Origin of the sequence: Allofournierella sp. (assembly GCF_017889395.1) — a bacterium.
Classification (GTDB): Bacteria; Bacillota; Clostridia; order Oscillospirales; family Ruminococcaceae; genus Allofournierella.
The window spans coordinates 1-26,839 of sequence record NZ_JAGHKE010000089.1 but is presented as its reverse complement, the minus strand read 5'-3'; the positions used below and the strand labels follow the sequence as shown (position 1 = coordinate 26,839).

24 protein-coding genes and 2 pseudogenes are annotated in these 26,839 nt (G+C 60.9%); 5 read left to right on the top strand and 21 right to left on the bottom strand.

Features of this window, described 5'->3' with window-relative positions:
• The 3 genes from J7G73_RS11125 to prfB form a co-directional block, all read right to left on the bottom strand.
• The coding region (locus J7G73_RS11125) for a heavy metal translocating P-type ATPase (protein ID WP_291246293.1) at positions 1-2,217 on the bottom strand (2,217 nt) is incomplete at its 3' end.
• Positions 2,218-2,276: 59 nt separating this feature from the next.
• The gene (locus J7G73_RS11120) at positions 2,277-3,428 is read right to left on the bottom strand and encodes a helix-turn-helix domain-containing protein (RefSeq protein ID WP_291246292.1); all 1,152 of its coding nucleotides are present in this window, start codon (positions 3,426-3,428) and stop codon (positions 2,277-2,279) included.
• Between the two features lie 222 nt (positions 3,429-3,650).
• Positions 3,651-4,616, bottom strand: a complete 966-nt coding sequence (gene prfB, locus J7G73_RS11115) for a peptide chain release factor 2 (protein ID WP_291246291.1) — start codon at positions 4,614-4,616, stop codon at positions 3,651-3,653.
• 185 nt (positions 4,617-4,801) lie between these two features.
• Here prfB and J7G73_RS11110 point away from each other — a divergent pair, with 185 nt between their 5' ends.
• The gene (locus J7G73_RS11110; protein WP_291246290.1) at positions 4,802-5,872 is read left to right on the top strand and encodes an RING finger protein; all 1,071 of its coding nucleotides are present in this window, start codon (positions 4,802-4,804) and stop codon (positions 5,870-5,872) included.
• Positions 5,873-6,041: 169 nt separating this feature from the next.
• On the opposite strand, the pseudogene J7G73_RS11105 reads toward J7G73_RS11110, so the two are convergent.
• Both J7G73_RS11105 and J7G73_RS11100 read right to left on the bottom strand, forming a co-directional pair.
• Positions 6,042-7,672 (bottom strand): annotated as a pseudogene (locus J7G73_RS11105) (carbon starvation protein A).
• A gap of 300 nt (positions 7,673-7,972) precedes the next feature.
• Positions 7,973-8,191 (bottom strand): hypothetical protein, encoded by a 219-nt coding sequence (locus tag J7G73_RS11100; protein WP_087294679.1) that lies wholly within the window; start codon positions 8,189-8,191, stop codon positions 7,973-7,975.
• 212 nt (positions 8,192-8,403) lie between these two features.
• Here J7G73_RS11100 and rpsF point away from each other — a divergent pair, with 212 nt between their 5' ends.
• The 3 genes from rpsF to rpsR are packed head-to-tail and all read left to right on the top strand — an operon-like array spanning position 8,404 to position 9,457.
• Positions 8,404-8,688 carry a 30S ribosomal protein S6 gene (gene rpsF, locus J7G73_RS11095; protein WP_291246289.1) on the top strand — a complete coding sequence of 95 codons (285 nt, stop codon included), beginning with the start codon at positions 8,404-8,406 and terminating at the stop codon, positions 8,686-8,688.
• Between the two features lie 14 nt (positions 8,689-8,702).
• On the top strand, positions 8,703-9,170 hold the full coding sequence (locus J7G73_RS11090; protein WP_087294677.1) for a single-stranded DNA-binding protein: 468 nt from the start codon (positions 8,703-8,705) through the stop codon (positions 9,168-9,170).
• 32 nt (positions 9,171-9,202) lie between these two features.
• Entirely contained in the window at positions 9,203-9,457 is a 255-nt protein-coding gene (gene rpsR / locus J7G73_RS11085) for a 30S ribosomal protein S18 (protein WP_187120513.1), read from the top strand.
• Positions 9,458-9,591: 134 nt separating this feature from the next.
• Here rpsR and J7G73_RS11080 read toward each other — a convergent pair whose 3' ends face one another.
• From J7G73_RS11080 to J7G73_RS11070, 3 genes are all read right to left on the bottom strand, one after another.
• Positions 9,592-11,292, bottom strand: coding sequence for a PASTA domain-containing protein (locus J7G73_RS11080; protein WP_087294675.1), 1,701 nt, complete (start codon positions 11,290-11,292; stop codon positions 9,592-9,594).
• A 268-nt stretch (positions 11,293-11,560) separates the two neighbouring features.
• The gene (locus J7G73_RS11075) at positions 11,561-12,298 is read right to left on the bottom strand and encodes a YebC/PmpR family DNA-binding transcriptional regulator (protein WP_087294673.1); all 738 of its coding nucleotides are present in this window, start codon (positions 12,296-12,298) and stop codon (positions 11,561-11,563) included.
• Between the two features lie 119 nt (positions 12,299-12,417).
• The gene (locus tag J7G73_RS11070) at positions 12,418-13,773 is read right to left on the bottom strand and encodes an RsmF rRNA methyltransferase first C-terminal domain-containing protein (RefSeq protein ID WP_291246288.1); all 1,356 of its coding nucleotides are present in this window, start codon (positions 13,771-13,773) and stop codon (positions 12,418-12,420) included.
• A 130-nt stretch (positions 13,774-13,903) separates the two neighbouring features.
• Here J7G73_RS11070 and J7G73_RS11065 point away from each other — a divergent pair, with 130 nt between their 5' ends.
• Entirely contained in the window at positions 13,904-14,041 is a 138-nt protein-coding gene (locus J7G73_RS11065) for a hypothetical protein (protein WP_158097542.1), read from the top strand.
• Between the two features lie 176 nt (positions 14,042-14,217).
• On the opposite strand, the gene J7G73_RS11060 is transcribed toward J7G73_RS11065, so the two are convergent.
• The 13 genes and pseudogenes from J7G73_RS11060 to J7G73_RS11000 form a co-directional block, all read right to left on the bottom strand.
• Positions 14,218-14,640, bottom strand: coding sequence for a ribonuclease III domain-containing protein (locus tag J7G73_RS11060; RefSeq protein ID WP_087294669.1), 423 nt, complete (start codon positions 14,638-14,640; stop codon positions 14,218-14,220).
• Positions 14,641-14,685: 45 nt separating this feature from the next.
• Positions 14,686-15,954, bottom strand: coding sequence for a GTPase ObgE (gene obgE, locus J7G73_RS11055; RefSeq protein ID WP_291246294.1), 1,269 nt, complete (start codon positions 15,952-15,954; stop codon positions 14,686-14,688).
• 325 nt (positions 15,955-16,279) lie between these two features.
• Complete coding sequence (rpmA, locus tag J7G73_RS11050) at positions 16,280-16,531, bottom strand: 50S ribosomal protein L27 (RefSeq protein WP_058966590.1); 252 nt, start codon at positions 16,529-16,531, stop codon at positions 16,280-16,282.
• Between the two features lie 20 nt (positions 16,532-16,551).
• Positions 16,552-16,822: pseudogene (rplU, locus tag J7G73_RS11045) on the bottom strand (50S ribosomal protein L21).
• A 165-nt stretch (positions 16,823-16,987) separates the two neighbouring features.
• Positions 16,988-17,839 (bottom strand): bifunctional methylenetetrahydrofolate dehydrogenase/methenyltetrahydrofolate cyclohydrolase FolD, encoded by an 852-nt coding sequence (gene folD / locus J7G73_RS11040; protein WP_291246287.1) that lies wholly within the window; start codon positions 17,837-17,839, stop codon positions 16,988-16,990.
• A 41-nt stretch (positions 17,840-17,880) separates the two neighbouring features.
• Positions 17,881-19,077: a prolipoprotein diacylglyceryl transferase gene (gene lgt / locus J7G73_RS11035; protein ID WP_291246286.1), complete on the bottom strand. Its 1,197-nt coding sequence runs from the start codon at positions 19,075-19,077 to the stop codon at positions 17,881-17,883.
• Positions 19,074-20,348: a pitrilysin family protein gene (locus J7G73_RS11030; protein ID WP_291246285.1), complete on the bottom strand. Its 1,275-nt coding sequence runs from the start codon at positions 20,346-20,348 to the stop codon at positions 19,074-19,076. Before J7G73_RS11030 ends, lgt begins: the two co-directional genes overlap by 4 nt.
• Positions 20,338-21,618, bottom strand: a complete 1,281-nt coding sequence (locus J7G73_RS11025; RefSeq protein WP_291246284.1) for a pitrilysin family protein — start codon at positions 21,616-21,618, stop codon at positions 20,338-20,340. The genes J7G73_RS11030 and J7G73_RS11025 overlap by 11 nt, the downstream gene beginning before the upstream one ends.
• 45 nt (positions 21,619-21,663) lie before the next feature.
• The gene (locus tag J7G73_RS11020; protein WP_087294657.1) at positions 21,664-22,590 is read right to left on the bottom strand and encodes a M15 family metallopeptidase; all 927 of its coding nucleotides are present in this window, start codon (positions 22,588-22,590) and stop codon (positions 21,664-21,666) included.
• A gap of 228 nt (positions 22,591-22,818) precedes the next feature.
• Entirely contained in the window at positions 22,819-24,027 is a 1,209-nt protein-coding gene (locus J7G73_RS11015) for an aspartate kinase (RefSeq protein ID WP_087294655.1), read from the bottom strand.
• Positions 24,028-24,141: 114 nt separating this feature from the next.
• Positions 24,142-25,035: a homoserine kinase gene (gene thrB / locus J7G73_RS11010; RefSeq protein ID WP_087294653.1), complete on the bottom strand. Its 894-nt coding sequence runs from the start codon at positions 25,033-25,035 to the stop codon at positions 24,142-24,144.
• A 15-nt stretch (positions 25,036-25,050) separates the two neighbouring features.
• On the bottom strand, positions 25,051-26,268 hold the full coding sequence (locus J7G73_RS11005; protein WP_291246283.1) for a homoserine dehydrogenase: 1,218 nt from the start codon (positions 26,266-26,268) through the stop codon (positions 25,051-25,053).
• Between the two features lie 81 nt (positions 26,269-26,349).
• Positions 26,350-26,775, bottom strand: coding sequence for an ACT domain-containing protein (locus J7G73_RS11000; RefSeq protein ID WP_291246282.1), 426 nt, complete (start codon positions 26,773-26,775; stop codon positions 26,350-26,352).
• Between the last annotated feature and the right edge of the window lie 64 nt (positions 26,776-26,839).

Genomic DNA, 26,839 nt, shown 5'->3' with positions numbered 1-26,839 from the left:
GCTGGAAAGGCTCATGGCGGCGGCCCCGATCATGGGGTTCAGCACCAGACCAAGGCCATAGAACACACCGGCCGCCACCGGAATGCCGATGCTGTTGTAAAAGAAGGCCCAGAACAGGTTCTCCCGGATGGTGCGGATGGTGGCCCGGGAGAGCCGCAGCGCGTTCACCAGGTCCCACAGATCGCTCTTCATCAGCACCACGTCGGCGCTGTCAATGGCCACATCGGTACCCGCGCCGATGGCGATGCCCACATCCGCCCGGGCAAGGGCCGGGGCGTCGTTCACGCCGTCGCCCACCATGGCCACCCGGCGGCCCTGGGCCTGCAATGCGCGCACCTGGGCCTCCTTATCCTGGGGCAATACCTCGGCTACCACCTGCTCGATGCCCAGGCGGCTCTGGATGGCCGCGGCGGTGCGGGCATTGTCGCCGGTGAGCATGACCACCGTCAGGCCCATGGCCTTCAGCTGACGGATGGCCGCCGCGCTGGTGGGCTTGATGGGGTCTGCCGCCGCCACGATGCCCAGCAGCCGTTTGCCACTGGCAAAGAACAGCGGGGTCTTGCCCTGCCGGGCCAGTTCCTCGGCCCGGTTTTCCGCATCGCCCATCTCCACACCGGACTCCTGCATCAGCCGGGCATTGCCCGCCAGATATTCCACGCCGCTCAGGGTGGCCCGCAGGCCCCGGCCGGGCAGCGCCTCAAAGCGCTCCGGGCTGGGCAGCTCGGTGCCCTCTGCCGCGCTCAGAATCGCCTCAGCCAGCGGGTGCTCGCTGGGCTTTTCCAGACTGGCGGCAAGACCCAGCAGCTCGCCCTCGCGCTGGCCCGCCAGCGGGATCAGGTCGGTGAGCACCGGCTTGCCGGCGGTGATGGTGCCGGTCTTGTCCAGCACCACAGTGTCGATCTTATGGGCGTTTTCCAGCGCCTCCGCATTCTTATAAAGGATGTTCAGCCGGGCACCCTTTCCGGTGCCCACCATGATGGCCACCGGGGTGGCCAGGCCCAATGCGCAGGGGCAGCTGATGACCAGCACCGAAATGGCCCGGGCCAATGCGAACTCCAGCCCCTGGCCCAGCAGCATCCAGACCACAAAGGCCAGCAAAGCGATGCCCATAACCACCGGCACGAAGACACCGCTGACCCGGTCGGCCAGCTTGGCGATGGGAGCTTTGGTCGCGGCGGCATCCTGCACCAGAGCGATGATCTGGGCAAGGGTGGTATCCTCGCCCACCTTTTCGGCCCGGAAGGTAAAGCTGCCCGCCTTGTTCAGCGAGGCGGCGATCACCTTATCGCCGGGGCCCTTTTCCACCGGGATGCTCTCGCCGGTGACGGCGGCTTCGTCCACGCTGGACAGACCGGCGAGGACCACGCCGTCCACCGGGATGCGCATGCCGGGCTTGATGACCACGGTATCGCCCACGGCCACCTCGGCCGCCGGAATCTCCACCTCCTGCCCCTGCCGCAGCACCAGTGCAGTCTTGGGGGCAAGGTCCATCAGTGCCCGGATGGAGGCACTGGTGCGCCCCTTGGCCCGCTCTTCCAGATATTTGCCCAGGGTAATCAGGGTCAGAATCGTTCCGGCGGACTCAAAATACAGGTCCATCCGGTAGCGGTCCACCAGAGCCAGGTCACCGGTGCCCAGGCCCCAGCCGATGCGATAGAGGGCGAACACGCCGTAAATCACAGCCGCGCCGCTGCCCAGAGCGATCAGGCTGTCCATGTTGGGCGAGCGGTGCCACAGGCTTTTCAGGCCCACCTGATAAAATTTGCGGTTCAAATAGAGGATGGGCAGCACCAGCAGCAGCTGGGTCAGGGCAAAGGGCACCGCACCCGCCTGCCCGTGCATCCAGGCAGGCAGCGGCAGGCCCATCATGTGGCCCATGGACACGTACATCAGTGGCACCAGGAACGCCAGTGAAGCAATGAGTCGGTGCTTCATCCCGGCCAGCTCGGCGGCCACCGGGTCTTCTTCGGCGGTCTGAGGTCCAGCGGTTTTTGCAGCCGCCGGGGCATTGGCCGGGCTTGCGCCGTAGCCTGCCTGCTCCACCGCCTTGCAGATGCCCGCGGCGTCCAGCGCGGTCTCGTCGTATTCCACCTGCATGGAATTGGCCAGCAGGTTCACCTGGGCACTTTTCACGCCGGGCAGCTTGTTCACCGCCCGCTCCACCGCCGCTGAACAGGCCGCGCAGCTCATGCCGGTCACGTTGTATTTTTCCTTCACGGGTCTTTCCCCCACTTCCTGAATGGATTCCGATTCTATTATAGCGCCATCCTCGCTTCTTACACAATGGAGGTGCAGTTTGAATCACACTCTGTTTTTTCAACTTTAGTTCCAGCTGGGCAGGAGTTTTCCTCCTCGCGGGCATCCTGCACCGCCTGCTCCAGCCGTTCCACCTCCCTCTGCCAGGCCGGTTGTTCGGTAAGCCGGGCAGGCAAATTGGCTTCGGTGAGCATCTGCAGCGCGTTCTGCATCAAAAAGGCCCTGCTCACACCCCCATTGCAGGTCGGGCAGCTGCCGCCGCAGTCACCCTCCGGTGCCCGGATGCTGTCGGCCACAAACCGTTCGGTCTCCCGCTGGGCCTCCTCCCATCGGCCAAGGCCTGCGTACAGCTCCACCCGGCGCAGCGAGGCCACCCGGCCGATGCCCTGCCCGCCCTCCGGGTCCGGGAACAGCTCAATCAGCCGATCAATTCGGTCCAGGAGCTCCAGCTGCTTTTGTTCGTCGCCCCGCTGTTTGGCAATGTTGGCAAGCCCCAGCAGGCTGAGCTGGGCATTGTGCAGATGAACGGAGAGATTTGCGGTCTCCAGCTGTTCGGCCTCGTCCAGCTTGCCCTGCCGCAGCAGGATGGAGGCCCGCATGTTCTGTGCGTCCTGATTGCAGCCGGGCAGCCGGTCCAGCGTGGCCATGGCATCGTCCAGCCGGTCCTCCAGCACATACAGCCCCGCCAGCGACAGCAGCGCCGCCCGCTGACTTTCCTCCTCGAGGATGGCACAGGCCCGCTCCATCAGCTGGATGGCCCGGCGCAGCTGCTTTTGGGCCTGCTCCTCCTCGCCGCTCACTGCCAGATACTTGGCATACAGCCCGCCGCAGCGAAACGCCAGATACAGATCGCCGGGATATTCTCGCAGCCGCCCCTCGCAAAAGTCCCATGCCTTCTGCCACTTGCCCGCCTGGAACATGCACTCGGCGGTCTCGCCCAATGCGTCCACCTCCTGCTCGGTGAGCTGGGGCTTGAAGTCCAGCAGCTCGTCCGGCGTGCAGTCCAGCGCACGGGCCAATGGACAGAGCAGCGCCACATCCGGCAGAGCGCTGGCCGTCTCCCATTTGCTCACCGCCGCGCTGCTCACTCCCACCAGCTGTGCCAGCTGCTCCTGGGTCATGCCCTTGGCCCGGCGTTTTGCCTGAATCACTTTTCCCATGGTCTGTTCCATTTTCTTCGCCCTTTCCCGGCTTTTGCCGCTCGTCCATTGTCCTTTGTTCTGATTTTATGCTACCACGGTTTTCGCTTCGGCACAATGGAGCCGTTTTCCGAATAGCAGTTAAAAAACAGGAGCATTATTCTATATTTCCATGAAAATGCGCACAGAAAAGGCACAGGGTGAATCCCCTGTGCCTCTAGGTTGCTTGGTATCCGTGCCGGGTATGCAAAAGGATTATACGTCCTGCAGCTCGTTCCGGCTGGCCGCCTTCAGATAGGCATTGATGAAGCCGTCCAGATCACCGTCCATCACAGCCTGCACGTTGCCGCTCTCGTAGCCGGTGCGGTGGTCCTTGACCATGGTGTAGGGCATGAAGACGTAGCTGCGGATCTGATGGCCCCAGGCGATCTCCTTCTGAACACCCTTGATGTCGCTGATCTTATCCAGATGCTCCTGCTCTTTAATCTGATACAGCTTGGAAGCCAGCATCTTCATAGCAGTATCGCGGTTCTGGAACTGGCTTCGCTCGGTCTGGCAGCTCACCACGATGCCGGTGGGCTTATGGATCAGACGCACCGCGGAGGAGGTCTTGTTGATGTGCTGACCGCCGGCGCCGGAGGAACGGAACACCTGCATCTCCACATCCTCGGGACGGATGTCCACCTGGATGCTGTCGTCCATCTCGGGCATTACCTCCAGAGAAGCAAAGCTGGTCTGACGGCGGCTCTGGCTGTCGAAGGGGGACACGCGCACCAGACGGTGCACGCCGTTCTCGCTCTTCAGCATACCGTAGGCGTTGGGGCCCTCCACCAGAATGGAGGCGCTCTTCAGACCGGCCTCATCGCCGTCCTGATAGTCCAGAGTGGAAACCTTGTAGCCGTGGGCAGTGCCCCAGCGGTTGTACATACGGAACAGCATGTCGGCCCAGTCCTGAGCCTCGGTGCCGCCGGTGCCTGCGTGGAAGGTGAGGATGGCGTTGTTCTTGTCGTACTCACCGCTGAGCAGGGTGATCATCTGCAGCATCTCGGCAAATACCTTCTGGCTGGCCTCGGTGTCATCGTAAAAGCCGGGCATGGTCATTTTATGCTCCAGCTCGGCCACCCGCTTCTCGCTGGCGGCGATGGCCAGGGCGTCGCCCAGCTCGTCCACCGCGTTCTTGTGGCCGCCCATCTGCATTTTCAATTCGTCGATCGTGATCATATGGGAAAACCTTTCTGTTATAAAATATACATGAATACAAAATTATACAGCTAACAGTATACCGAAAAATCCTGCCAAAAGCAAGGGGAAACCTGCCTTCCCGGGGGATTTTTGTTTTGCATTTTGCAGCGATTTGCGTTAAAATGTGTTTACCTGTATTTTTCCCATCCGGGAGGTTTATTTCTATGTCCAATTACATCGGCTGCAAGTGCCCTGTGTGCCAGCAGCCCTTCACCGAAACCGACGACATCGTGGTCTGCCCCGAGTGCGGCGCGCCCTACCATCGGGCCTGCTACCAGAAGCAGGGCGGCTGCGTGTATGCATCCAAGCACGGCACCGGCTTTGAGTGGAAGCCGGACCCCGCCGCCAACCAGGCGGCGGAAGCAGGCCGGGCAGGCTCCGCCCGCTATTCCGATCCGCAGGTGGCCTGCCCGGTATGCGGCGCACCCAATCCGACCACCGGCCTGTTCTGTGAAAACTGCGGCGCTCCCCTGCGCGGCATGCAGGACGGACACGGCCCGGCCACCGGCCAGATGCCTCCGGCCTACGGCGACTATGGCAGCTTTGGCGGCGGTCAGGTCCCGCCCCGGTACGGCCCCGGCTCCGGTCAGGAGGACCCCTTCGCTCCCCGTGAGCCGGACTTCTCCAACCCCTTCGGCGCGTTCCAGGCGAACTTTGTTTTCAGCGGCATGCGGGTGGACCCGGAGGAGGAGCTGGAGGGCGTGAAGGCACGCCACTGGGCAGCCTATCTGGGCAAAAACGCCTCCTTCTACCTGAACGGCTTCAAGGCCATGAAAGAAACCGGCCGCAAGGTGGTCGCCTCCTTTGCCGCCTTCTTCTTTGGTCCCTTCTATTTCTTCTACCGCAAAATGTGGACCGAGGGCCTGGCGCTGCTGGCCATTAACGCGGTGCTGCGCATTCCTGTTGTGCTGCAGCTCATGTCCTATGCAGGCCATCCTCTGGCGGTTGCCATGCCTGAGCAGACACTGAACATTCTGCTGGCGGTATCCAGCACACTAAACATCGTGCTCATGTTCCTGCAGGGTATGTTCGCTCTCTGGCTTTACCGCCGACGGGGTGCAGCAAACATCCGCCGTATCCTGGAGAATTCCCAGAACGCTGACCCCACTGCTGCGCTGGCAAAAGCAGGCGGTGTAAGCGTGGCAGGCACCTTGATCAGCGTGGTCGCCTGCACCGCGCTCACCTATGCGGTTTCCGTGTTCGCCCTGTGGCCGGTCCTGACCACCATGCTCTAAGTTCATAAAACAGTGAATCCCCGGCCGGACTGCGCGCAGCCTCCGCCGGGGATTCTTCTATAATTATTTATACATACGGAAAAGCGCCCGCCCCGGAAATTGTCCGGAGCGGGCGCTTTGTCCTTGCTTTTGGGGTATTTATCCTTCCATCCGGATCAAAAAGCCGGAATCAGGCGGCAGTGGTCTCGCTGTTTTTGCGGGCGGCCGCATAGGCGCGCAGCGAGTTGATCACGATGGTCAGGCCCAGCGCGATGAGCAGCACAGCCAGGATCAGCTGCAGGCCCTCCACCAGGAAGGCGGCGCTGCCCGCCTGGTAGGCCTTGATCAGAGCGATCAGACGCTGCACCAGTGCGGTGAAGGTGACGCACACAGGGTAACCAGCACCAGTGCACTGAGCAGCTGGTTTGCGGAGCCAAACAGAGGCCAGATGTTGGAATAGCCGATGCGGGTGAGCACAAAACCGCCTGCCAGGGTGATGATGGTGGCAAAGTAGGTGTTGCACAGCAGCTTGCGCCAGCCCTCGGCCTTGCTCATATCGTCCAGACTGAACAGCTCCTGGAAGCTCATGCGGCCGATACGGGCCACCGCATCCAAACTGGTCAGCGCCAGGGCGGACACACACATAGTCATGAAGCACTGGGCCACATACACAGGCACGCCGAACATCTGGAAGAAACCGGCCACGCCGTTGCTGAACACCTGGAAGGGGGTACCGGCTGCGGGGGTGCCATCCGCCGCGGCGGCCGCACCGGCCACGCACAGGGCCAGCACCGCCAGCAGGCTTTCCAGCACCATGGCGCCGTAGCCCACCTTCAGCATATCCTTCTCGTTGCTCACGGTCTTGGAGGAGGTGCCGGAGGATACCAGGCTGTGGAAGCCGGATACCGCACCACAGGCCACGGTAACAAACAGGATCGGGAACAGCGTACCCAGGCTGGCGTTGTTAAAACCGGTGTAGACCGGCAGGTTCATGGTGGGATGCGCCACCAGCAGGCCCAGCACGGCACCGGCGATCATGCCGATAAACATAAAGGTGGTCATGTAATCGCGAGGCTGTTTCAGCAGCCACATGGGCAGCACCGCCGCGAAAAAGATGTAGATAAAGGTGATGTAGATCCAGGCTTCCTTGCCTGCGATCAGAGGCATGGCCATGCCCAGGGCCAGAGCGGCCACGGTGCATACCAGGCCCACCGCGCCCTCCTTCCAGCCGGTGAAGGCAAACTTTTTCTGCAGCAGGCCGAAGATCATGGCAAACACAATGAACAGCAGGCTGATGGTACCAGCCGCACCGTTCACCTGCGCGGCTTCGGCCAGCACGCCGGGCTCTGTGTAGGCATTGAAGGTACCAGCCACCATGTCCGCAAAGGCCGCGATGACCAGCAGGGTGAACAGCCAGCAGAACAAAAGGAACAGCTTGCGGCCCAGTTTGCCGATGTATTTCTCGATCAAAAGGCCCATGGAACGGCCCTCGTTCTTCACACTGGCATACAGTGCGCCGAAGTCGGTGACTGCACCGAAGAAGATGCCGCCCAGCAGAATCCACAGCAGCACCGGCAGCCAGCCGAAGGCCGCTGCCTGGATGGCACCGGTAACCGGGCCGGCACCCGCAATGGAGGAAAATTGGTGGCTGAACACGGTCCAGCCGTCGGTGGGAACATAGTCTTTGCCGTCCTTATGGCGTACAGCAGGTGTCTCGGCCTTGGGGTCAATGCCCCAGGTTTTGGCCAGCCAGCGGCCGTAAAGAGCATAGGCGCACACCAGGCACACCGCCGCAATCAGCACGATGACAAGCGTATTCATGATTCGTTTTCTCCCCTTCTATCAAATGTCTGCCCACGGCATGTCCGCCCGCATTCGCACGTTGTCGTGGTAGTGATTTCTAAGTTTATCCAGTTAAAGCACGAATGTCAACCTGCTCATCCATTTTTTGGAGAAACGTTGTTAGTTTTTCTCTTGCGGCGCACTCTCGTTGTCCAAAATGACAATATATTTTGTCTATGCTTTTAACATATATGGTTTATCTTCCCCTAAAAAACGGGAGCGGGGAAATTCTCCCCGCTCCCGTTCTCTGCTTATTCACATTGCAGGCCTGCACAAAGGCTACTGCTCCAGAAATTTTTTCAGCCCGTTTCCCACCAGCCAGGCACCCGGCACAAGCAGCAGCGGTACCCCAAGCAATGCAAACAGAAACAGCACGTTCCCCCATGCGATCTGCTGCCCGCTGCAGATCAGATCGATCAGCGCCCAATAGAACTTCCAGAGCAGCAGAAAACTTACCACATAGAGCAACACCATCAGTTTTCGTTCATTGACCTTCATTTGCAGCAGCCTCCCTTTTCTTTTGGATACTTTTATTGTATCATAGAAAGCAGATTCCTTATATCAGGCCGACGCGTAAAAAAGGCGATATTTTTTCAAAAATCGCTTGACACTGACGTTCTGTGTTTGATATAATGAGTTGCTGCCTTGCGAAGGGCAGTGATCCTTGCCCGGTTTTGCCGGGCCATAAGTCCAAAAGGAGGTGCACAGAAATGGCAAAGTATGAGACCATGCTGGTTACCAGCGCTGCTCTCGATGAGGAGGCTTCCACCGCTCTGGTTGGCAAGTTCAAGAGCCTGATCGAGGCCAATGGTACCATCGATTCTGTTGACGATTGGGGCAAGCGCCGTCTGGCTTATCCCATCAACGACGAGGAAGAAGGCATCTACACCGTGATTAAGTTCACCAGCGAGCCCTCTTTCCCCGCCGAGCTGGATCGCGTTTACAAGATCACCGACGGCGTACTGCGTACGATGATCGTGGCCGAGGCTGAATAAGGAGGCATTTTTCAATGCTGAACGTTGTAGCTTTGATGGGCCGGCTCGTGGCTGACCCTGAACTGCGCCACACCCCCCAGGGCGTTAGCGTGACCACCTTTACCATCGCCGTGGACCGCAGCTTTGTGCGGCAGGGCGAGCAGCGTCAGGCCGATTTCATTGATATCGTTGCCTGGCGTTCCACCGCTGAGTTCGTTTGCAAGTATTTCCAGAAGGGCTCCCTGATCGCCGTTGACGGCAGCATTCAGACCCGGAGCTATCAGGATAAGAACGGCAACAACCGCAAGGCGTTTGAGATCGTTGCGAACAACGTGAACTTCGCCGGCGGCAAGGGCGGCAGCGGAACTGGTAACGGCGGTGCTTACAGCAGCGCCCGCCCGGAATACACTCGCGAGGCTCCCATGGAGGCAGCCCCCACTTACTCCGCCGGCAGCAATGATGATTTTGCTGTGATCGACGAAGGCGAGGATCTTCCGTTCTAACATGAATCGATTCTAACAGGAGGTAACAAGCCATGGCTTTTGAGAGAACCGAAGGCCGTCCCCAGCGCCCCATGCGCCGCGGCCGTAAGAAGGTTTGCAGCTTTTGCGTAGACCGTGTTGAGCACATCGATTACAAGGATGTTGCTCGCCTGCGCAAGTACGTCAGCGAGCGTGCGAAGATCATTCCCCGCCGCGTGACCGGTACCTGCGCGTTCCATCAGCGTGAACTGACCGTCGCCATCAAGCGCGCCCGTCACGTTGCTCTGATGCCCTACGTGAGCGACTAATCGTTGCACCGATCCCCTGCCCTTTCGGGCGGGGGATTTTTTTGTATTCTTACCTGCTTTAAATAAAAAAGCCGTCGGCAGGCTTTCTGTAGAAAGCGCTCTGCCGGCGGCTTTTATTATCTGTTTTTCCTGACTCAGCCAGCGGGAACCGTTCCAGGAGAAGGCTCCGGACTGGGCGAAGGGGTGGGACTGGGTGTGGGCGCAGGCGTTGGCTCCGGCGTGGGGTCCGGCACCTGCGGAATATCCCGTTCCTTGGCAATATACACATTCACCGTGGTGGTACCTGCATCGATCTCGGTTCCAGCTTCCGGATCTGTGTAAACCACACAGCCGCTGGCGTATTCGCCGTTGTTGTCAATCATCGAGAAGCTGGCCTTGATGTGCTCCCGCAGCAGCTCCTGCTGGGCCGCTTCCTGGGTGAAGCCCTTGATATCCGGAACCTCCACCAGCTCCGGCCCCATGCTCACCACCACGCTGATCAGCGGGCGCTCCTCGCTGGTTTCCGTACCCGCCTGGGGCGACTGCTCCAGAATGATTCCGGCTTCGTATTCCGAGCTATATTCCTGCGATACCGCAATAAAACGGAACTGGGCGGTGTATTCCAGATTGCTCTGCACATCCTCATAGGAAAGCCCCACCACATTGGGCACCGTAAGCACCTGAGGCGTACTTTGACTGGAAGAGGGTTGTGCCTCACTGCTGGGAGAAGGAGCGGGCGTTTGCCACCTCAAAATGCTCCACATAAGCAGCGCAAACAGCACCGCGATCACCAGAAGCGAGCCGGTGAGCAGCGTGCGGGTGCTGATGCTGATATGCTGCTCCCGAACCGGAGTGCGTTCCGCTTGGCGCTGGGGCGGGGTGATGCTGTCCGCCGCACGCTGGCTGGTAAGCGCCCCCATCAGCTCCGGCACATTCTGGATTCGGCTGCCCGGGTCCATGCGCATGGCTGCGGAGAGCACCACCGAGATATAGCCGGGAACCTCCGGCTCCAGGGCACGGGCGGTCTGCAGGCTGTCGGTAACACGGCGCTGGTTGGCCGGAAGCGGTGCCTGGCCGGTAAGCAGCCGGTAGAACACCGCTGCAAGGCCGTACACATCGGTATAGCGGCCTTCAAACTCCGCGGCGGAATACTGCTCAGGAGCGGAATAACCGTCGTACAGCTGGCTTTTCAGCTCGCTGCCTGCGGTGCGCAGACCCAATGTGGCATAGCCGCACAGCCGGGCCTGCGTGCCGCCCGGGCTCAAGATGATGTTATCCGGGCAAACACCTCGATGGACCAGACCGGCCTTGTGCATGGCCGCCACGCCCTCCATGATGGGCTGCAGCAGGATGCGGGCCTGGGCAGGGTCCAGATTCTGGGTATGCTCCGCCAGATAACGGCTCAGGCTTTCGCCCTCCACTTGTTCCAGAACTGCATAGATGGTGTTGTTTGCCTCCACCACATCCAGCACAGCGGCAAGGCCGGTGGCGGGTGTGATGCGCTGGATGCTGCGGTACAGATCCGCAAAATCCATGCGGGTGGTTTTGAACAGCACTTCCCTGCCCTCTTTGGGCATCACAAGGCCGTTTTCGTCCCGGCCCACACTCAGGGTCACCGGGTAATATTCCTTCACGCTCACCCGCACGCCGCCGGTGTTTTCCACCGCTTCGTACAGAATACCCTCACCATCGGTGGCCTGATGGCGGCCGATGGTATACCGCCCCGCCAGCAGCGAGGCAAAGGGCAGGGTGCCCGGAGGATTCAGATTATTCAGCTCTTTGCCGCAGAAGGGGCAATCCGGCCGGCCCAGGTCCACCTTGGAAAGGCAGTATGGGCAGAGAATGGTTTGACCCATGGGTCAGAGGCCTCCTTTATTGAATGAAACACCCCGACAGCAGGGACTGCAGGGCGGATAAATTGCACAATTTTTTCCTGTTTTATTTGTATGGGCTCATTATAGCATGCCCCCCGGCAAAAAGCAAACCGACGCATCGGTCCTGTCCTTTCAGTCTGGTCCGGACGCACGGCGGCTAATCGTTTCTATCGGGGTATAAAAATGCCCCGGCCTCCCCTTTGCATGGAAAGCCGGGACTCTTATTTCAGCAATGAGCCGAAGGGCTGGATCAGCGATCCAGATCCTCCTCGTTCTCCAGGTTGTGCCACACGTTCTGCACGTCGTCGTCATCCTCCAGAGCGTCCAGCAGCTTGGCCATCAGCTTCTGGTTGTCCTCATCGGTGATGGAGGAGGTGGTGGAGGGGACCATTTCCACTTCAGCGGAGATGAAGGTGTAGCCCTTGTCTTCCAGAGCCTGACGCACAGCAGAGAAAGCGTCGGGATCGGTGGTCACTTCCACCACATCGTCACCCATGTCGAAGTCCTCGGCACCGGCGTCGAAGCAATCCTCCATGACCTTCTCCTCGTCCAGACCCTCGCCGTCCAGCACGATCACACCCTTCTGGGTGAACAGGAAGCCCACGCAGCCCATGTTGCCCAGGTTGCCGCCGAACTTGTCGAAGTAGTGGCGCAGGTTGGCAGCGGTGCGGTTGCGGTTATCGGTCAGGGTCTCCACCATCATGGCGATGCCGCAGGGGCCGTAGCCTTCGTAGGTGATGGATTCGTAGTTGTCCTTCTCGCCTCCCTCAGCGCGCTTGATGATGCGCTGGATGTTATCGTTGGGCACGTTCAGGCTCTTGGCCTTGGCGATCAGGTCACGCAGCTTGCCGTTGCTGGCGGGGTCCGCGCCGCCCATACGCACGGCAACGCCGATCTCGCGGCCAACCTTGGTGAACAGCTTGGCCTTCTGGCCGTCGGTCTTTTCCTTCTTACGCTTGATGTTATTCCATTTGCTATGTCCAGACATGGAAACTTCCTCCTATTTTATGCCGGGCCGCAAGCCTGGGCCCGAACGATGTGCGGTAACTAAATAATTTTAGCACAAAAAGCCCTGTTCTGGCAAGTGCTCGGGGCTGCCGAAGCCCATTATTTCAGGTTTCGCAGGGCTTTGGGGTAGTGGTTTTTCACCTTTCCTCCGCTCACCTTGCCCGCGCCCAGGGAAAAGCCATCCACCAGCACGCAGCACCATCCGTTTTCCGCGGTGCGGGCCTCGATCTCCTCACCCCGCAGCCAGGCGGCGGTGCGCCCGTCGTCCAGAGTCAGCCGCTCCTGATTGGTGCATGCATGGCCAAAGGCGGTGAACAGATGGTGAGCGGGAACGAACCGGTTCTTCTGCACGGTGCCTGCTGCCACACCGCAGCGCATCACCCGCAGCTTATGAGGCGGCAGCGGCGTCTCGGGCGGCAGGAGCAGCAGCTCGCCCGCCTTGAGCAGCGGCCGGTCTGCCAGCGCCGGAAAATACTTCCCGGCAAATTCCAGCCATTCCTTGCAAGGCTTGGCTGGCTTTTCCGGCTTGAAGGGCCGGGCGCTTCCCCCCTCAGCTGCCTTCACCAGCTTTGCCATAAAGTGTCCCTCGCCGCCCTGGAAGGGCCAGATGCGCCGCACCAGGCTTACATCAAAGGGATGCTCGCCATAGCGGTTTTCTTCGCCGGGGCTGCCGAAGGCCGCGTCGGTATCCACCAGCGTAAATTCGGGATGACGGGCCAGGAATTCCCCGATTTGACCCTCGTCCTCTTCCGGCGCAAAGGTACAGGTGGAGTACACCAGCACCCCGCCGGGGGCCAGCAAAGCTGCGGCGTTGTCCAGAATTTCCCGGCCAATGGCGGCGCACTGGCGCACCAGGCCCTCGTTGTGCTGAGCCAGCGCCTGGGGCTCCTTGCGGAACATGCCCTCGCCGGAGCAGGGCGCGTCCACCAGAATACGGTCAAAAAAAGCCGGGAAGGCCTTAGCCAGCGCGTTTGTATCGCTGTTCAGCACCACCGCGTTGGACACCCCCATCCGCTCCAGATTGGAGCGCAGGATCTCGGCCCGCCCTGCGTTGTACTCGTTGCTTACCAGAAGGCCCTGGCCCTGCAGAGCCGCCGCCAGCTGGCTGCTCTTGCCGCCGGGCGCGGCGCACATGTCCAGCACCTTCATGCCGGGGTGTACGTCCAGCAGCGCCGCCGGAGCGCTGGCCGAGGGCTCCTGAGAATAGAAGGCCCCGCCGTGGTGATAGGGATGGCGGCCGGGCTTGAAGTCCGGCTCCTCCACCGCAAAGCCCTCGGCGCAGAAGGGAGAGGGCCGCAGCGCCAGCCCTGCCAGCCGGACAAACTCCTCCGGCGTGCAGCGCAGCCGGTTCACAGTCACGCCCCGGGCCGCCTCTTCGCTGGGGGCCGCGTAGTATTCCGCGTAGCGCTCGCCCAGAAGGGCCCGCTCCCGCTCTTCAAAATATTTTGCCTGCAATGCTATACCACCTTTGTATAATGGGTCTTGTTTGGGGTTACACTAGGAGCGAAGAGGCACGGCGGACAAGATTACACGCCGGGCAAACGCCCCCGCCCCCTCTTCGGATTCGGAAAGGAGATCACAAACCATGGAAAACCGTAACGCAAAAAACTACACCAGCCGCAGCGCCAAGAACAGCGCCAAGAATGAAAGCACCAATGCTACCAGCAGCACTTCCAAGAACAGCAAGAGCACTGGAGCTTCCAACATGAAGACCGGCAAGTAACACCGGCTTTCCCCTCGCCGGACACACACCGGCAAACACGCTTTTAACCAATCACAGAGCGTGAAAAGGCTGAGACCCTCGGAACCACTGTTTCCTGTTCCGCCGGTCTCAGCCTTTGTTTGCGTTTTCCGGCAATGCGCCCGCTTTTCACAGCAGAGCATCCCGGGAAATGCCGTTTATTCCGGCTTTTCCACCGCCAGCGGGTCGTAACCCTCCCACAGTGCATCGAACAGCTCCTGGATGCGCTGGTTCTGGCCGGTGAGATACAGCCAGCCAAACAACGCCTCGAAGCCGGTGGATGCCCGGTACTCCTGAGGGGTAGCGTGCTTGGCCACGGTGGCCTTGCTGGCGTTCTTGCCCCGGCGCAGCACCGCCTGCTCCGCCTCGGTGAGCTGGTCCTCAATGGCGGCCAGCGCCCGGTTCTGCCCCTTGGCGGATACATACTTCACGCAGGCAGCGTGCAGCTTACCGGGCACCAGACGGGTGCGCTCCACCAGCCGCTGGCGCACCAGCAGCTCGAACACACCGTCGCCCACAAAGGCCAGATTCAGGGGAGACTGCTCCCGGATATCCACTTCCGGATTTGCTTCAAACAACATGGTTTTTGCCTCATTTCATGCCGCGCCGGGCGCGGCTCAGGTGCCTTAGAAGATATAGTCGAACTGGTATTCGCCGATCTTGATGGTGTCCTCTTCCTCAACGCCCTGGGCCACCAGATCACGCAGAATGCCGCTCTCGTCCAGCTGGCGCTGGAAGTACTGCAGGCTCTCGTAGTCGTCCACGTCGCTGCCCGCCAGGATGCGCTCCAGCCAGGGAGCGGTGATGGTGAACTCGTGGTCGGCGGTCTTCTCGATGGTATAGGTGCGCTCGTTGGGGTTGACAGCGTAGGGCACGAAGTCCGGCTCGAACACCTGCACCGGAGGCAGCTGCTGCAGCCGGTCCCACACGATGCCGGGCAGGTTCTTCAGGCCCTGGTTGGTGGCGGCGGAGATGGGCATGAAGGTCAGGCCCTTATCCTCCACGTAGGCCTTAAAGCTCTCGATCTGCTCCTCGGTGGCGATGTCGCACTTGTTGCCCAGCACGATCTGGGGCCGGGTGGCCAGCTCGGGGCTGAAGCTCTGCAGCTCGGTGTTGATCTTCTCGAAGTCCTCCACCGGGTCGCGGCCCTCGCAGCCGGAAACATCCACCACATGCAGCAGCAGGCGGCAGCGCTCCACGTGGCGCAGGAAGTCATGGCCCAGGCCGATGCCCTCGCTGGCGCCCTCGATCAGGCCGGGGATATCCGCAGCCACAAAGCTCTGCTCGGGACCCACCTTGACCACACCCAGCACCGGGCTCAGGGTGGTGAAATGATAGTTGGCGATCTTGGGTTTGGCCGCGCTGATCACGCTGATCAGGGTGGACTTGCCCACGTTGGGGAAGCCGATCAGGCCCACGTCGGCGATCAGCTTCAGCTCCAGACGCACCTCGTACTCCTCGCCGGGCAGGCCGGGCTTGGCGAACTTGGGGATCTGACGGGTGGGGCTGGCGAAATGGGTGTTGCCCCAGCCGCCCTTGCCGCCCTTGGCCACGATCACCGGCTCGTCGCCGGAGATATCGGCCATCAGCAGACCGCTGGCGGCGTCGCGGATGAGGGTGCCGCGAGGCACCTTGATGACCAGGTCCGGGGCATTTTTGCCGGTGCAGCGCGAGCCGCTGCCGTTTTCGCCGGGCTGGGCGGCATACTTGCGCTTATAGCGAAAATCCATCAGGGTGGACAGGTTGTCGTCGGCCACGAAGACCACGTTGCCGCCACGGCCGCCGTCGCCGCCGTCCGGGCCGCCGGCTGCCACGAACTTTTCCCGATGGAAGCTCACAGCACCGTCGCCGCCTTTGCCTGCTTTGATGGTGATCTTCGCCACGTCTACAAACATCGACATTGTTTTTCTCCTTTTCTGAATAATGGGAAATGGGGATGGAGCGGGCGGCAGCAGTATCACGCTGCCCTTGTGCCCTGCCAAGGGCAACACCGCATAATTCACGCCTCGCGGCTCAGGCGGCGTATCACGCCAAAATTTTCCGTGCTATTTTCCAAAAATGCTCGCCAATCCACCAAGGATTGGCTGTGTTTTTTGGTTCATATCACAAAAAATTTTCTGGCGCGCTCCATCACCAGGAATTATGCGGTATTACCCTAACAGTATGCCCCGTTACAACAAAAAGCCAGGCCCAATCAACAGGCCTGGCTTTTGAAAGATCTTACTGCTTAACGCTGACCTTCTTGCGGTCACGGCCTACGCGCTCGAAGCTTACGCGGCCGTCCACCAGAGCGAACAGGGTATCGTCGCTGCCGCGGCCCACGTTCTCACCGGGATGGATGTGGGTACCACGCTGACGAACCAGGATGTTGCCGGCCAGAACGAACTGACCGTCGGCGCGCTTAACGCCCAGACGCTTGGACTCAGAGTCACGACCGTTCTTAGTAGAACCTACGCCTTTCTTATGTGCCATAGTAGTTTACACCTCCGTTATTAGCCCTTGATGGCAGTGATCTCGACCTTAGTGTAGGGCTGACGGTGGCCCATGCGGCGGGCGCTGCCCTTCTTAGGACGATAAGTGATGATGTTCAGCTTCTTGCCCTTGCCGTTCTTCACGACCTTGGCCTCGACGCTGGCGCCCTCAACAACGGGAGTGCCCACCTTAACGGAGCCCTCGTTGCCGACAGCCAGAACGGAGTCGAAGTTCACATTGGTCTTCCTGTACCCGGTACTGCTTGCCACCGGTAACAATGATAGCGTACATAGTGTTTTGCCTCTCTTATATAAGTCTCGCTGGACTAGTGGGCGGGTGATCTTGCACACCTCTTGGGTGCCCGAACCATGCGGCTATACTACTATACCACAACTTTTTGGGGATTGCAAGCCCTTTTTGGCTTTGCAAAGCCGTTTTTTGCAGATTCGGCTCTTTTCAGCAGCCGGTCTGCCGCCGGGCGGCCTGGATGGTGTTCACCATCAGCATAGCCCGGGTCATCAGGCCTACGCCGCCGGGCACCGGAGTGATGAAGGAGGCCTTGGCTTCGGCAGCGGCAAAATCCACATCGCCGCACAGCTTGCCGTTCTCGTCCCGATTGATGCCCACATCGATGACCACCGCGCCGGGCTTGATCATATCGCCGGTAACAAACTTGGGCTTGCCGATGGCCGCCACCAGAATGTCGGCTCCGGCGCACACAGCGGCCAGATCCTCGGTTTTGGAGTGGCAGATGGTAACGGTGGCGTTCTCCCGCAGCAGCAGCATGGCCGCGGGCTTGCCCACGATGTTGCTGCGGCCCAGCACCACCGCCTGCTTGCCCGCGATGGGCACGCCGGTGCTTTTCAGCATCTCGATGCAGCCCGCGGGGGTACAGGGCAGAAAGCACTCTTCGCCGATCATCATCCGGCCCACGTTTACCGGAGAAAAGCCGTCCACATCCTTTTCGGGGGGAATGGCGGCGATCACCGCCTGCTCGTCGATCTGGGCGGGCAGGGGCAGCTGCACCAGAATGCCGTGGACGCTTTTGTCCTCAGCCAGCTGTTGCAGCTGTTCCAGCAGCTGGTCCTGTGTTGTGTCGGCGGGAAGACGAAGCATCCGGCTCTCGATGCCGCACTCGCGGCAGTCCGACTCCTTGCCCCGCACATAGACAGCGCTGGCCGGGTCGTCGCCCACCAGAACCACCGCCAGACAGGGGGTCACTCCCCCGGCCTTCATTTCCTCCACCTGATCGCTCACCCGCTGTTTGATGCGGGCGGCCAGCTCCTTGCCGCTGATGATCTGCGCCATGGTTTCCTCCTCATCGCACGGGCGGTGCGCCCGGCTATACTTTATTTTTCATCCAGCCCCTGGGTGAGCGAGCTGTTGGTGGCAGCCCGTTCCTCCGGGTCCACCGGCAGCTGAGCGAAGCGGACATTCTCCTGCCGCACACTCTCCTGCATTCCGGCATCCATCTCCGCCTGCTCCAGCTTCTGGCGGATCAGCGCCTCCCAGTCAAAATCCTGCTGTTGTTTCTGGGCCTCCACAAACTTCTTATGGGAAGCGGAGGCGGGCAGCTGCTGCCGCATCTCCTCCAGGCTCACACTCTGGCCCAGAGCCTCTAGCTTGTCGGCCCAGGCGTTTTTTGCCTCCTGGAATTTCTTTTCCGAAGCTGTGCTGACCGGAACATCCACCAGCAGCTCTTTTTGGCCGATCTGGCGGCGGATCACCACAATGGCGATCACTGCCGCCACCACACTGATCAGAGCGATCAGCTGGCTGACCCGCAGGGTCATGCCGGGCAGCATCAGACTGTCGGTGCGCAGGCCCTCGATCCAGAAGCGGCCCGCGCCATACCAGGCGGCGTACATCAGGGCGATCTCACCGTTGAAGCGGCGTTTTTTCATGTAGGCCCACAGGGCGAAAAAGCCCACCGCGCACCAGATGCTCTCGTACAAGAAGGTGGGATGCACCGGCATGCTCGGGTCCACGATCACGCCGTCCTGTGCCAGAACCGTCTGCCAGCTGCTCAGATAATTGGCCGTCGCCTGGCTGTACATGCCCCAGGGCAGAGTGGTGTTGCTGCCGAAGGCCTCCTGGTTCACAAAGTTGCCCCAGCGGCCGATGGACTGACCGATCAGAAAGCCCATGGCCACCAGATCAAAGGTGGCCGGAATGGACAGCTTGCGCCACTTGCAGGCAAGACCGCCGAACAGTGCCGCGCCGATCACGCCGCCGTAGATGGCAAGGCCGCCCTGGCGGATGTCGATCATATCGGCAAAGCTCTCATAGGGCACCGGGGAAAAGATCACATAGTAGGCCCGGGCGCAGATCACCGCGCACACGCTGCCCACCAGCACCACGTCCACCAGACGGTCGGCATCAATGCCAAAATCCACCGCGTAGCGGAAGGCGAACACCAGCGCCAGCAGAAAACCGGTGGCAATGAGCACACCGTACCAGTAGACATCCAGGCCGCCGATGGTGAAGGCCACCCGGTTGATGTTGAATTCCAGCCCCAGACCGGGGAATTGCACCAGATTCGTCATGCGTTCTCCTCCTGCTTGGGCCAGATAATCACGGTGGAGGACCGTTCCGGGCGCAGCATGGTCTGCAGCGCCTCGTCCACCTCCTGACGGATCACGCTGGCCAGCGCCTCAATCTCCTCGGTCAGGCTGCGCTTGCGGAAGAAGCTGCCTGCCAGTGCGGTGGCGCTGTCCTCAATGTTTTCCAGGTCCTGCAGCATCTCGCCGTAGGACTGGTTCTTGCACAGGGTGAACAATTCCTCATCCACGCCTTCCTTGCGCAGCCGCTCGATCTCGTCCATCAGCAGACCGCGAACCTTTTCCGGCTGGTCGGTCTCACCGGTGAACAGGAAACAGCAGCAGCCGTCCAGCACAAGGAACTCACCGCCGAAGCCCGGGTTCACCAGGCCCTGGTCATACAGGCTGCGGTAGAAGTCGGTCATGCCGCCGCACACCAGCTCGGTGAGCATATCGCAGATGATCTCGGCCTTGGCACCCTCCACCGGAGCTTCCTTGAAGCCCACGCCCAGGCAGGGCTTGGCCAGCTGCATGGAGAACTCCAGCCGCTCCTTCGCGACGGTTTCCGGCTCCTGGGGCTGGATGCGCTTGACCTGGGCAGGCTTTGCAGGCAGCTTGGCCCGCTTGCAGGCCGCCAGCACCTGATCGGTGGTGATGTTGCCCGCCACCGCCAGCACCATGTTGCCCGGGTTGTAGAAGCCCTTGCAGCAGTCATACAGCATCTCCGGGGTGATCTGCGCAATGCTCTCCACGGTACCGGCGATGTCGTTGCGGATGGGATGATTGTGATACAGGCAGCCGAACAGGCCGGTCATGATCCGCCAGTCCGGGCTGTCGTCGTACATCTTAATCTCCTGGCCGATGATCCCTTGCTCCTTCTGGATGGTCTCCTTGGTGAAGTAGGGCTCGTTCACCATGCTCAGCAGGATATCCAGACTCTCGTCCACCTGCTGGGTGGCGGTGAACAGGTAGCAGGTCTTGTCAAAGCTGGTGTAGGCGTTGGCCGACGCACCGGTTCTGGCAAACTTGGCGAAGGCGTCACCGTCCTCGCTCTCGAACATTTTATGCTCCAGGAAATGGGCTACGCCCGCGGGCAGGCTTACCCGACGGCCATCCACCTCAAATTCCAGATCGATGGAGCCGAAGCGGGTACCGTAGATGGCGTGGACGCCGCTGTAGCCGGGCATGGGCCGCACCAGAACGGTCAGGCCGTTTTCCAGCGTCAGGGCCTCACAGGCCACGGCGGCGCGCACCGCCTGCATGGGTTCATTCTGCATGGCTGGGCTCCTCCTTTTTGGTCACAAGATAGCCGACCGAGTATTGGAACCCGGCCAAGATCTGGCGCACATCCTCGGCACTCACCTGCATCAGCTGGCTGGCCGCCTGCTCGGGGGTATTGATCACACCGCCCCGCAGGATCTCGTTGTAATACCAGTTCTCCAGACCGGCCAGGCTGTCGCCCACGCTGGTCATGCCGGACAACAGGCCACGGCGGCTGTTTTCCAGCTCTTCCTCGGTGATGGGGCCGTTCACCAGATTCTCCAGCTCCTTCAGGATGGCCTGCTCGGCCTTTTCGGCGTTGGCAGGCTCCACCCCGCTGTCCACCATCATAAAGGCGGTGGGCGAAGCGAACCGGCTGGCGCAGTAGTAGCAAAGACTCTGCTTTTCCCGCACGTTCAGGAACAAACGGCTGGTGGTGGAACCGCCGAACACGCTCATGGCCAGCCGGAAGGCGTTCAGCTGCTCCGGCTTTGCGCACTGGTTCCAGGTAAACATCATGCACAGCTTGGCCTGCACCAGATCCATCTCCTCCCGGAAATGCTCGGTGGGCTGAGCGGGCATATACAGATAGTTCTCCAGCTGGGCAGGCTCACGCTGGATACCCGCCAGCTTTTCCAGGATCATGCGGCGCACCACAGCCTCGTCCGCACCCAGGCAGATCACATCCAGCTGGGCAGTGCGCAGCATCTCCTGATACACAGCGGTCAGGCTCTCGCAGGTGACGGCGGGCAGATCGGCCAGATAGCCGTCCCGCTCGATGCCCGCAGGGGAATCGCCGAAGAATTTGCGCCGGGCCTGCCGCACGCAGTACAGGCGCTTGTCGTTGATCTCGCTCTCCAGCTGGCGGGCCAGGGTGGTCTTTTCGATCTCCACCGCCTCGCGGCTGAAGCAGCCATTCTCGAAATAGGGCTCAAAGGCCACACCGAAGGCGATGGCCGCGTATTCCGCGGTCAGGGCCTCGCCGTTCAGGGCAAACCGGTCCTTGATGCCGGTGATGGACACGCTGAGCACCCGGCTGGCGCCCTGCATGCTGGTCTCCACCGAAAGAGCCGCGCCATACAGGCGGGCCAGCTTGCGGGAGAGCTGGGTCATGTCCGGGCAGGCGGCATAGCCCCGGTCCATCACCAGAGGAAGCAGGGCCTGATCGGTGGCCTTCTCCCGGCTGGCGGGGAACCGGAAATGCAGCGAGATCCGGCAGCGGTTGAATTTATCCGCCGGGATGCAGTTCAGATGCACCCCAGGCGCAAGGCATTCGCGTTGTAACATCGGTACTCCTTAATTTTGACGGACAAAAATTGCGGCCCGCACTCGTCAGGCCTTTTGCAGATTCTCGTCCAGATATTCTTCCAGGCACAGGCCGCTGGCGGTGATGGCTTTTGCGTTTTCCACACCCACATAGCGGTAGTGCCAGGGCTCATAAATAATGCCGGTAATGGCCTGTTTATTCTCCGGATACCGGAGGATAAAGCCATATTCCGGCGCGTGCTCGAACAGCCACTTTGCGGCGTCTGTTTTGCCGAAAGCTTCGTCCAGATTCTGATGCTTCGGGGTCACGATATCGGCGGCCAGGCCGGAATTGTGCTCGGAATAACCGGGAACGGCCACCACGGTCTTGGCCTGATTATAGGCTTCCTCTTCCGAGTTGCCCTTATCCAGCCATTTCTGCTTCTCCGCATCGAACAGGCTCTGCTGGTATTCCACGCTGCGGTAGCCGGAGCAGAGCATCAGGTCGATGCCCTCCGCGGCGGCGGCGTTCTTCATATTGATGAAGGCATCGGCTGCCACGGTGGCCAGCTCCTTGCCGGTGGAGGTATCAGCCACCTTGATCTCCAGGGTTTCCTCCCAGCCGTCCGGAAGCTTCACATTGTTATTCACCAGAGTGAGCAGCCAGTCAGCATCGCCGCCACCAGTGGTGGCGGCGGTGCCGGTGGCGGAAGCCGCATCGGAGGTGCTGGCAGAGCCGGATTCCGGGCTGCTGGCAGGCTCCGAAGTCGAATCAACGCTGGACGAAATGCTGGTGGAGCTGCTGATGGAGGTGGAACCGCTGGAAGAGTCCTTATCCTTGGTGAACAGGCCCACCAGCTTTACCATTCCAAACACGATCAGCGCCAGAAGCGCCAGGCAGAGAATCGCAAAAATGATCCGGTTGCGGCGGATCTCCTTCTTGCGCCGGGCACGGGCGGCAGCCCGGCGGCGGCGCTCGGCTTCGCTCATTTCACGGGGCGGATAACTTGGCATTTGATGCAACACTCCTTAACTGTGAGGTTATAAACGAGGGCGCCGATGCGCCCGGGCTTCCGATTCGATCGCGGATTGCAAAACCTGTTTTATAGTTTCATATTATACACGTTTTTGCCGGTACTGTAAACGTGCAAAGCTGCAAAGAAACTGTGAACGAATTGCCTTCCGGCGCAAAAACGCCCCTTTGCAGACACATAGGTTTGCAAAGGGGCGCTGCATAAAACGTTAGTGAATGAAAGCGTCGTGAATGGCAGCCACAGCGCGGTCCGCGTCAGACTTATCAATGATGACGCTGATCTTGATCTCGCTGGTGGAGATCATGCGGATGTTCACATTGGCCTCAAACAGGGCCTCGAACATGCGGCTGGCAACGCCGGGGTTGCTCTTCATGCCGCCGCCCACCACGCTGACCTTGGCGCAGCCGGTGTCCACGGTGATGTCCTTGCCGCCGAAGCGGTGCTGGTTCTCCTTCAGTACCCGCAGCGCAGTGTCCGCGTCGCTCAGGGGAACGGTGAAGGTCAGGTCCTTGTCGCCCTCACGACCGGTGCCCTGCAGAATAATGTCCACGTTGATGTTCTTCTGTGCCAGCACACCGAACACCTTGAACGAGGTGCCGGGCACATCCGGCACATTCAGGATGGTGAGAACAGCCACATCGGTGTCCTTGGCCACGCCCTTGATCAGCATACCTTCCATATCGCTAGTAACCTCCTTAACAACTGTGCCGGGCACAGGATTCAGGCTGGAGAGCACTTCCAGCTCCACGCCGTATTTTTTTGCAAGCTCCACGCTGCGGTTGTTCAGCACCTGCGCGCCGGCGCCCGCAAGCTCCAGCATCTCGTCGAAGGTGATCTCATCCAGACGCTTTGCGCGGGGGATGAAGCGGGGATCGGCGGTGTAAACGCCCTCCACATCGGTGAAGATCTGGCAGCGGTCCGCATGCAGAGCAGCGGCCAGAGCCACCGCGCTGGTATCGCTGCCGCCGCGGCCCAGGGTAGTGATGTCTTCCATGCGGTTCAGCCCCTGGAAGCCTGCCACCACCACAACACGGTTGCGGGCCAGCTCGCTTTCCACCCGCTCACTGTCCAGCCGGCGGATGCGGGCCTTGGTGTAGGCCCGGTCGGTGTGGAAGCCCGCCTGCCAGCCGGTCAGGCTGATGGCAGGCACGCCCAGCTCGCTCAGGGCCATGGCCAAAAGCGAAATGGAGATCTGCTCACCGGTGGCCAGCAGCATATCCATCTCCCGCTGGGAAGGATTGCTGGTGATCTCGGCGGCCTTCTGGATCAGGTCGTCGGTGGTATCGCCCTGGGCGGAAACCACGACCACTACCTCGTTGCCCGCGTTGCGGGTGTTCGCTACAATTCGGGCCACGTTGAAGATCCGTTCCCGGTTCGCAACCGAGGTACCCCCGAATTTCTGCACGATCAACGCCATTGTTTCTCTCAACTCCTCTATACCAACTGCGTGCTGCCCGCACCGGAGCAGCACGCCTGCACATGTACTCCGCGAAGTTCCGTTCCCTCGCCGGGGAAACGGCGCGTCACTTTACTATTCTACCACAGCGCCAGTATTGTCTGCAAGCATTCTGCGCAAAGAAAAGGCCATGGTTTCCGGCTGCTCCAGCAGCGCCTCCTCGGCTTTTTCAAAGAACTCGCAGTTGTCCCGGTGGACCACCGCCATGATGGTGGGGCCTGCGCCGGAGATGTATACCGCATAAGCACCCAGGTCCCAGGCGATCTCGAACACACGCTCGCCGCCGGGGATCAGGGGCAGACGGTACTGCTGGTGCAGTGCGTCCTTGGTGGCGACTCGCAGCAGCTCGTAGTCGCCGTCACAGAAGGCGGCGGTGGCCAGTGCCGCGCGGGACAGATTGTATACCGCATCCCGCCGGTCCACGGTTTTGGGCAGCGCGGCGCGGGCCTTTTCGGTGAGCAGCTTGAAGTTGGGGATGAAGGCCGCAAAGGCCAGCTCCTCATTGATCTCCTTGCGGGCAGTGAACACCTGGCCCTCGTCGAACACGCTGCTCACAAAGCCGCCCAGCATGGCGGGGGCCACGTTGTCCGGGTGGCCCTCGATGGAGGTGGCCAGGGTGAGCATCTGCCGCTTGGTCAGCGGGTTGCCCAGCAGTGCGTTTGCCCCCAGAATGCCCGCCACGATGCAGGCGGAGCTGGAGCCCAGGCCCCGGGCCATGGGAATGGGATTTTCCTGCCGAATGCGCAGGCCCTTGATGGGCTTGCCAAGCTGCTCGTATACCGCCTTGGCGGAGCGGTAAATCAGGTTGGAGGTGCCGGTGGGCACCAGCGAACCGTCGCTGGCCATGATGTCCAGCTTATCCCACTCCTCCATGGTCACGGTGTTGTGGAGCGAGAGCGCAAGGCCCAGCGCGTCGAACCCGGCGCCCACGTTGGCGCTGGTGGCGGGGACCAGAATTTTAACTGCCATATTGCCTGTACCTCCTTACTGTTCCAGCCGGCGCAGCTCCATCTGTACGCTGCCGCCCAGGGCTTTCACCTGCCGTGCCGCTTCATAGAGCTTTTTCGGGGTGATGTTTTCCGCCAGATAAGCGGCCTGACCGCCGTCGTCCGCCACCAGCTCGCCGGGGCCGTACAGGCCGGGCAGCATGGAAGCGGCAAGCCCCTTCACCCGCACATAATATGTGGCGGGTTCGCCGCTGGTGAGCGGCGCGGGCAATGCGGGAGAGGGCTCCCAGAAGATGCTGTCGTGCACCGCGGCCCCCTGCTGTGCAGCCAGAACCAGATCGGCGGCGATGGCGCTGGCGGTGGGCAACTTGCCCGCGCCGCGGCCGTAGAAGAACACATCGCCCACCATGTCGCCCCGAACCAGCACGCCGTTGAACACATCCTCCACACAGGCCAGCTGATTTTCCAGCGGTACCAGCATGGGCTCCACGCCCACCGCCGGGCCCGCTTCGGTCTGCCGTGCCCAGGCGATCAGCTTCACCGCACAGCCCAGCCGGGCGGCGGCGCGCAGATCAAAGGGCTCCAGCCCCCGGATGCCCCGGGTGGGAATGTTCTGGGTGTGGACCTGCTTGCCGAAGGCAAGGCTGGCCAGAATGGCGATCTTGCGGCAGGCGTCCGGACCGTCCACGTCGTCCGAGGGGTCTTTGGTCTCGGCATAGCCCAGCTGCTGGGCTTCCTTGAGCGCGGCGGTAAAATCCATGTTCTCCCGGCTCATGCGGGTGAGCATGTAGTTGGTGGTGCCGTTCACGATGCCGTAAACCTCTTCCACCTGGTTGGCCAGCAGGCTCTGGCACATGGGAGTGATCAGCGGCATGCCGCCGCCCACACTGGCCTCAAATAGGAAGGCCACGCCCTTCTCTTTTGCCAGAGCCAGCAGCTCGGCACCGTGAGTGGCCACCAGCTCCTTGTTGCTGGTCACCACGCTGCGGCCGCTGGCCAGCAGCGCCTTTACATAAGGATATGCAGCCTTCACGCCGCCGATGGCTTCTGCCGCCATGGTAATTTCGGGATCGTTCAGAATATCGTCGATGCTGCTGGTAAACAGCTCCGGGTTTTCGGTAACTTCCAGCACCAGCACCCGCTTGACCCGGATCTCCTGGCCCGCCCGCCGGGCAATGAGTCCGGCGTTTTTCTGTAAAACGGCATACACGCCGCTGCCCACGGTGCCAAAGCCCAGGATCGCAATGTTGATCATAAATCCTCCCCGCCCGGCACAACGCCCGCCGGGCACTTGTGATGAAAATGGAAAAACGGCCATTGGCCGTTTTTGAAAGCGTTACACGCCCTGATGTACCTCGACCACAGCACACTGCTGGGCCAGCTGAGCCAGCATCTCCTCGATGCTCACCCGCAGGGTATCGGTGCGCACAGTGACCTCCACCTTGGCTGCGCCGTTTTCCGGCGTGGCCTGATTGATGGTGACCACGCTGCCGCCCGCGGCGGAAATACCGCCCAGCAGCGCCTGCAGCGCGCCGTTCTCATCCAGCAGCGTGGCCAGCACGGTGATGATCTGCTGGGTGCTGCGGGCATCGAAGATGCAGTCCTTATATTTATAGAATGCGCTGCGGGAAAGATCCACCGCCCGGGTAGCCGCCGAGATGTTGCGGGCTTCGCCGCTGGCGAGCAGCTCCTTCGCCTTGAGAACCTTCAGAAATACCTCGGGCAGGACCGCTGCGTCCACCATCAGAAAATGCCGTTTCATGCTGTTTTGTACACCCCTTGAACACATTTGTTTTTACGCATGTGTATAGTGTACCACTTTAGCA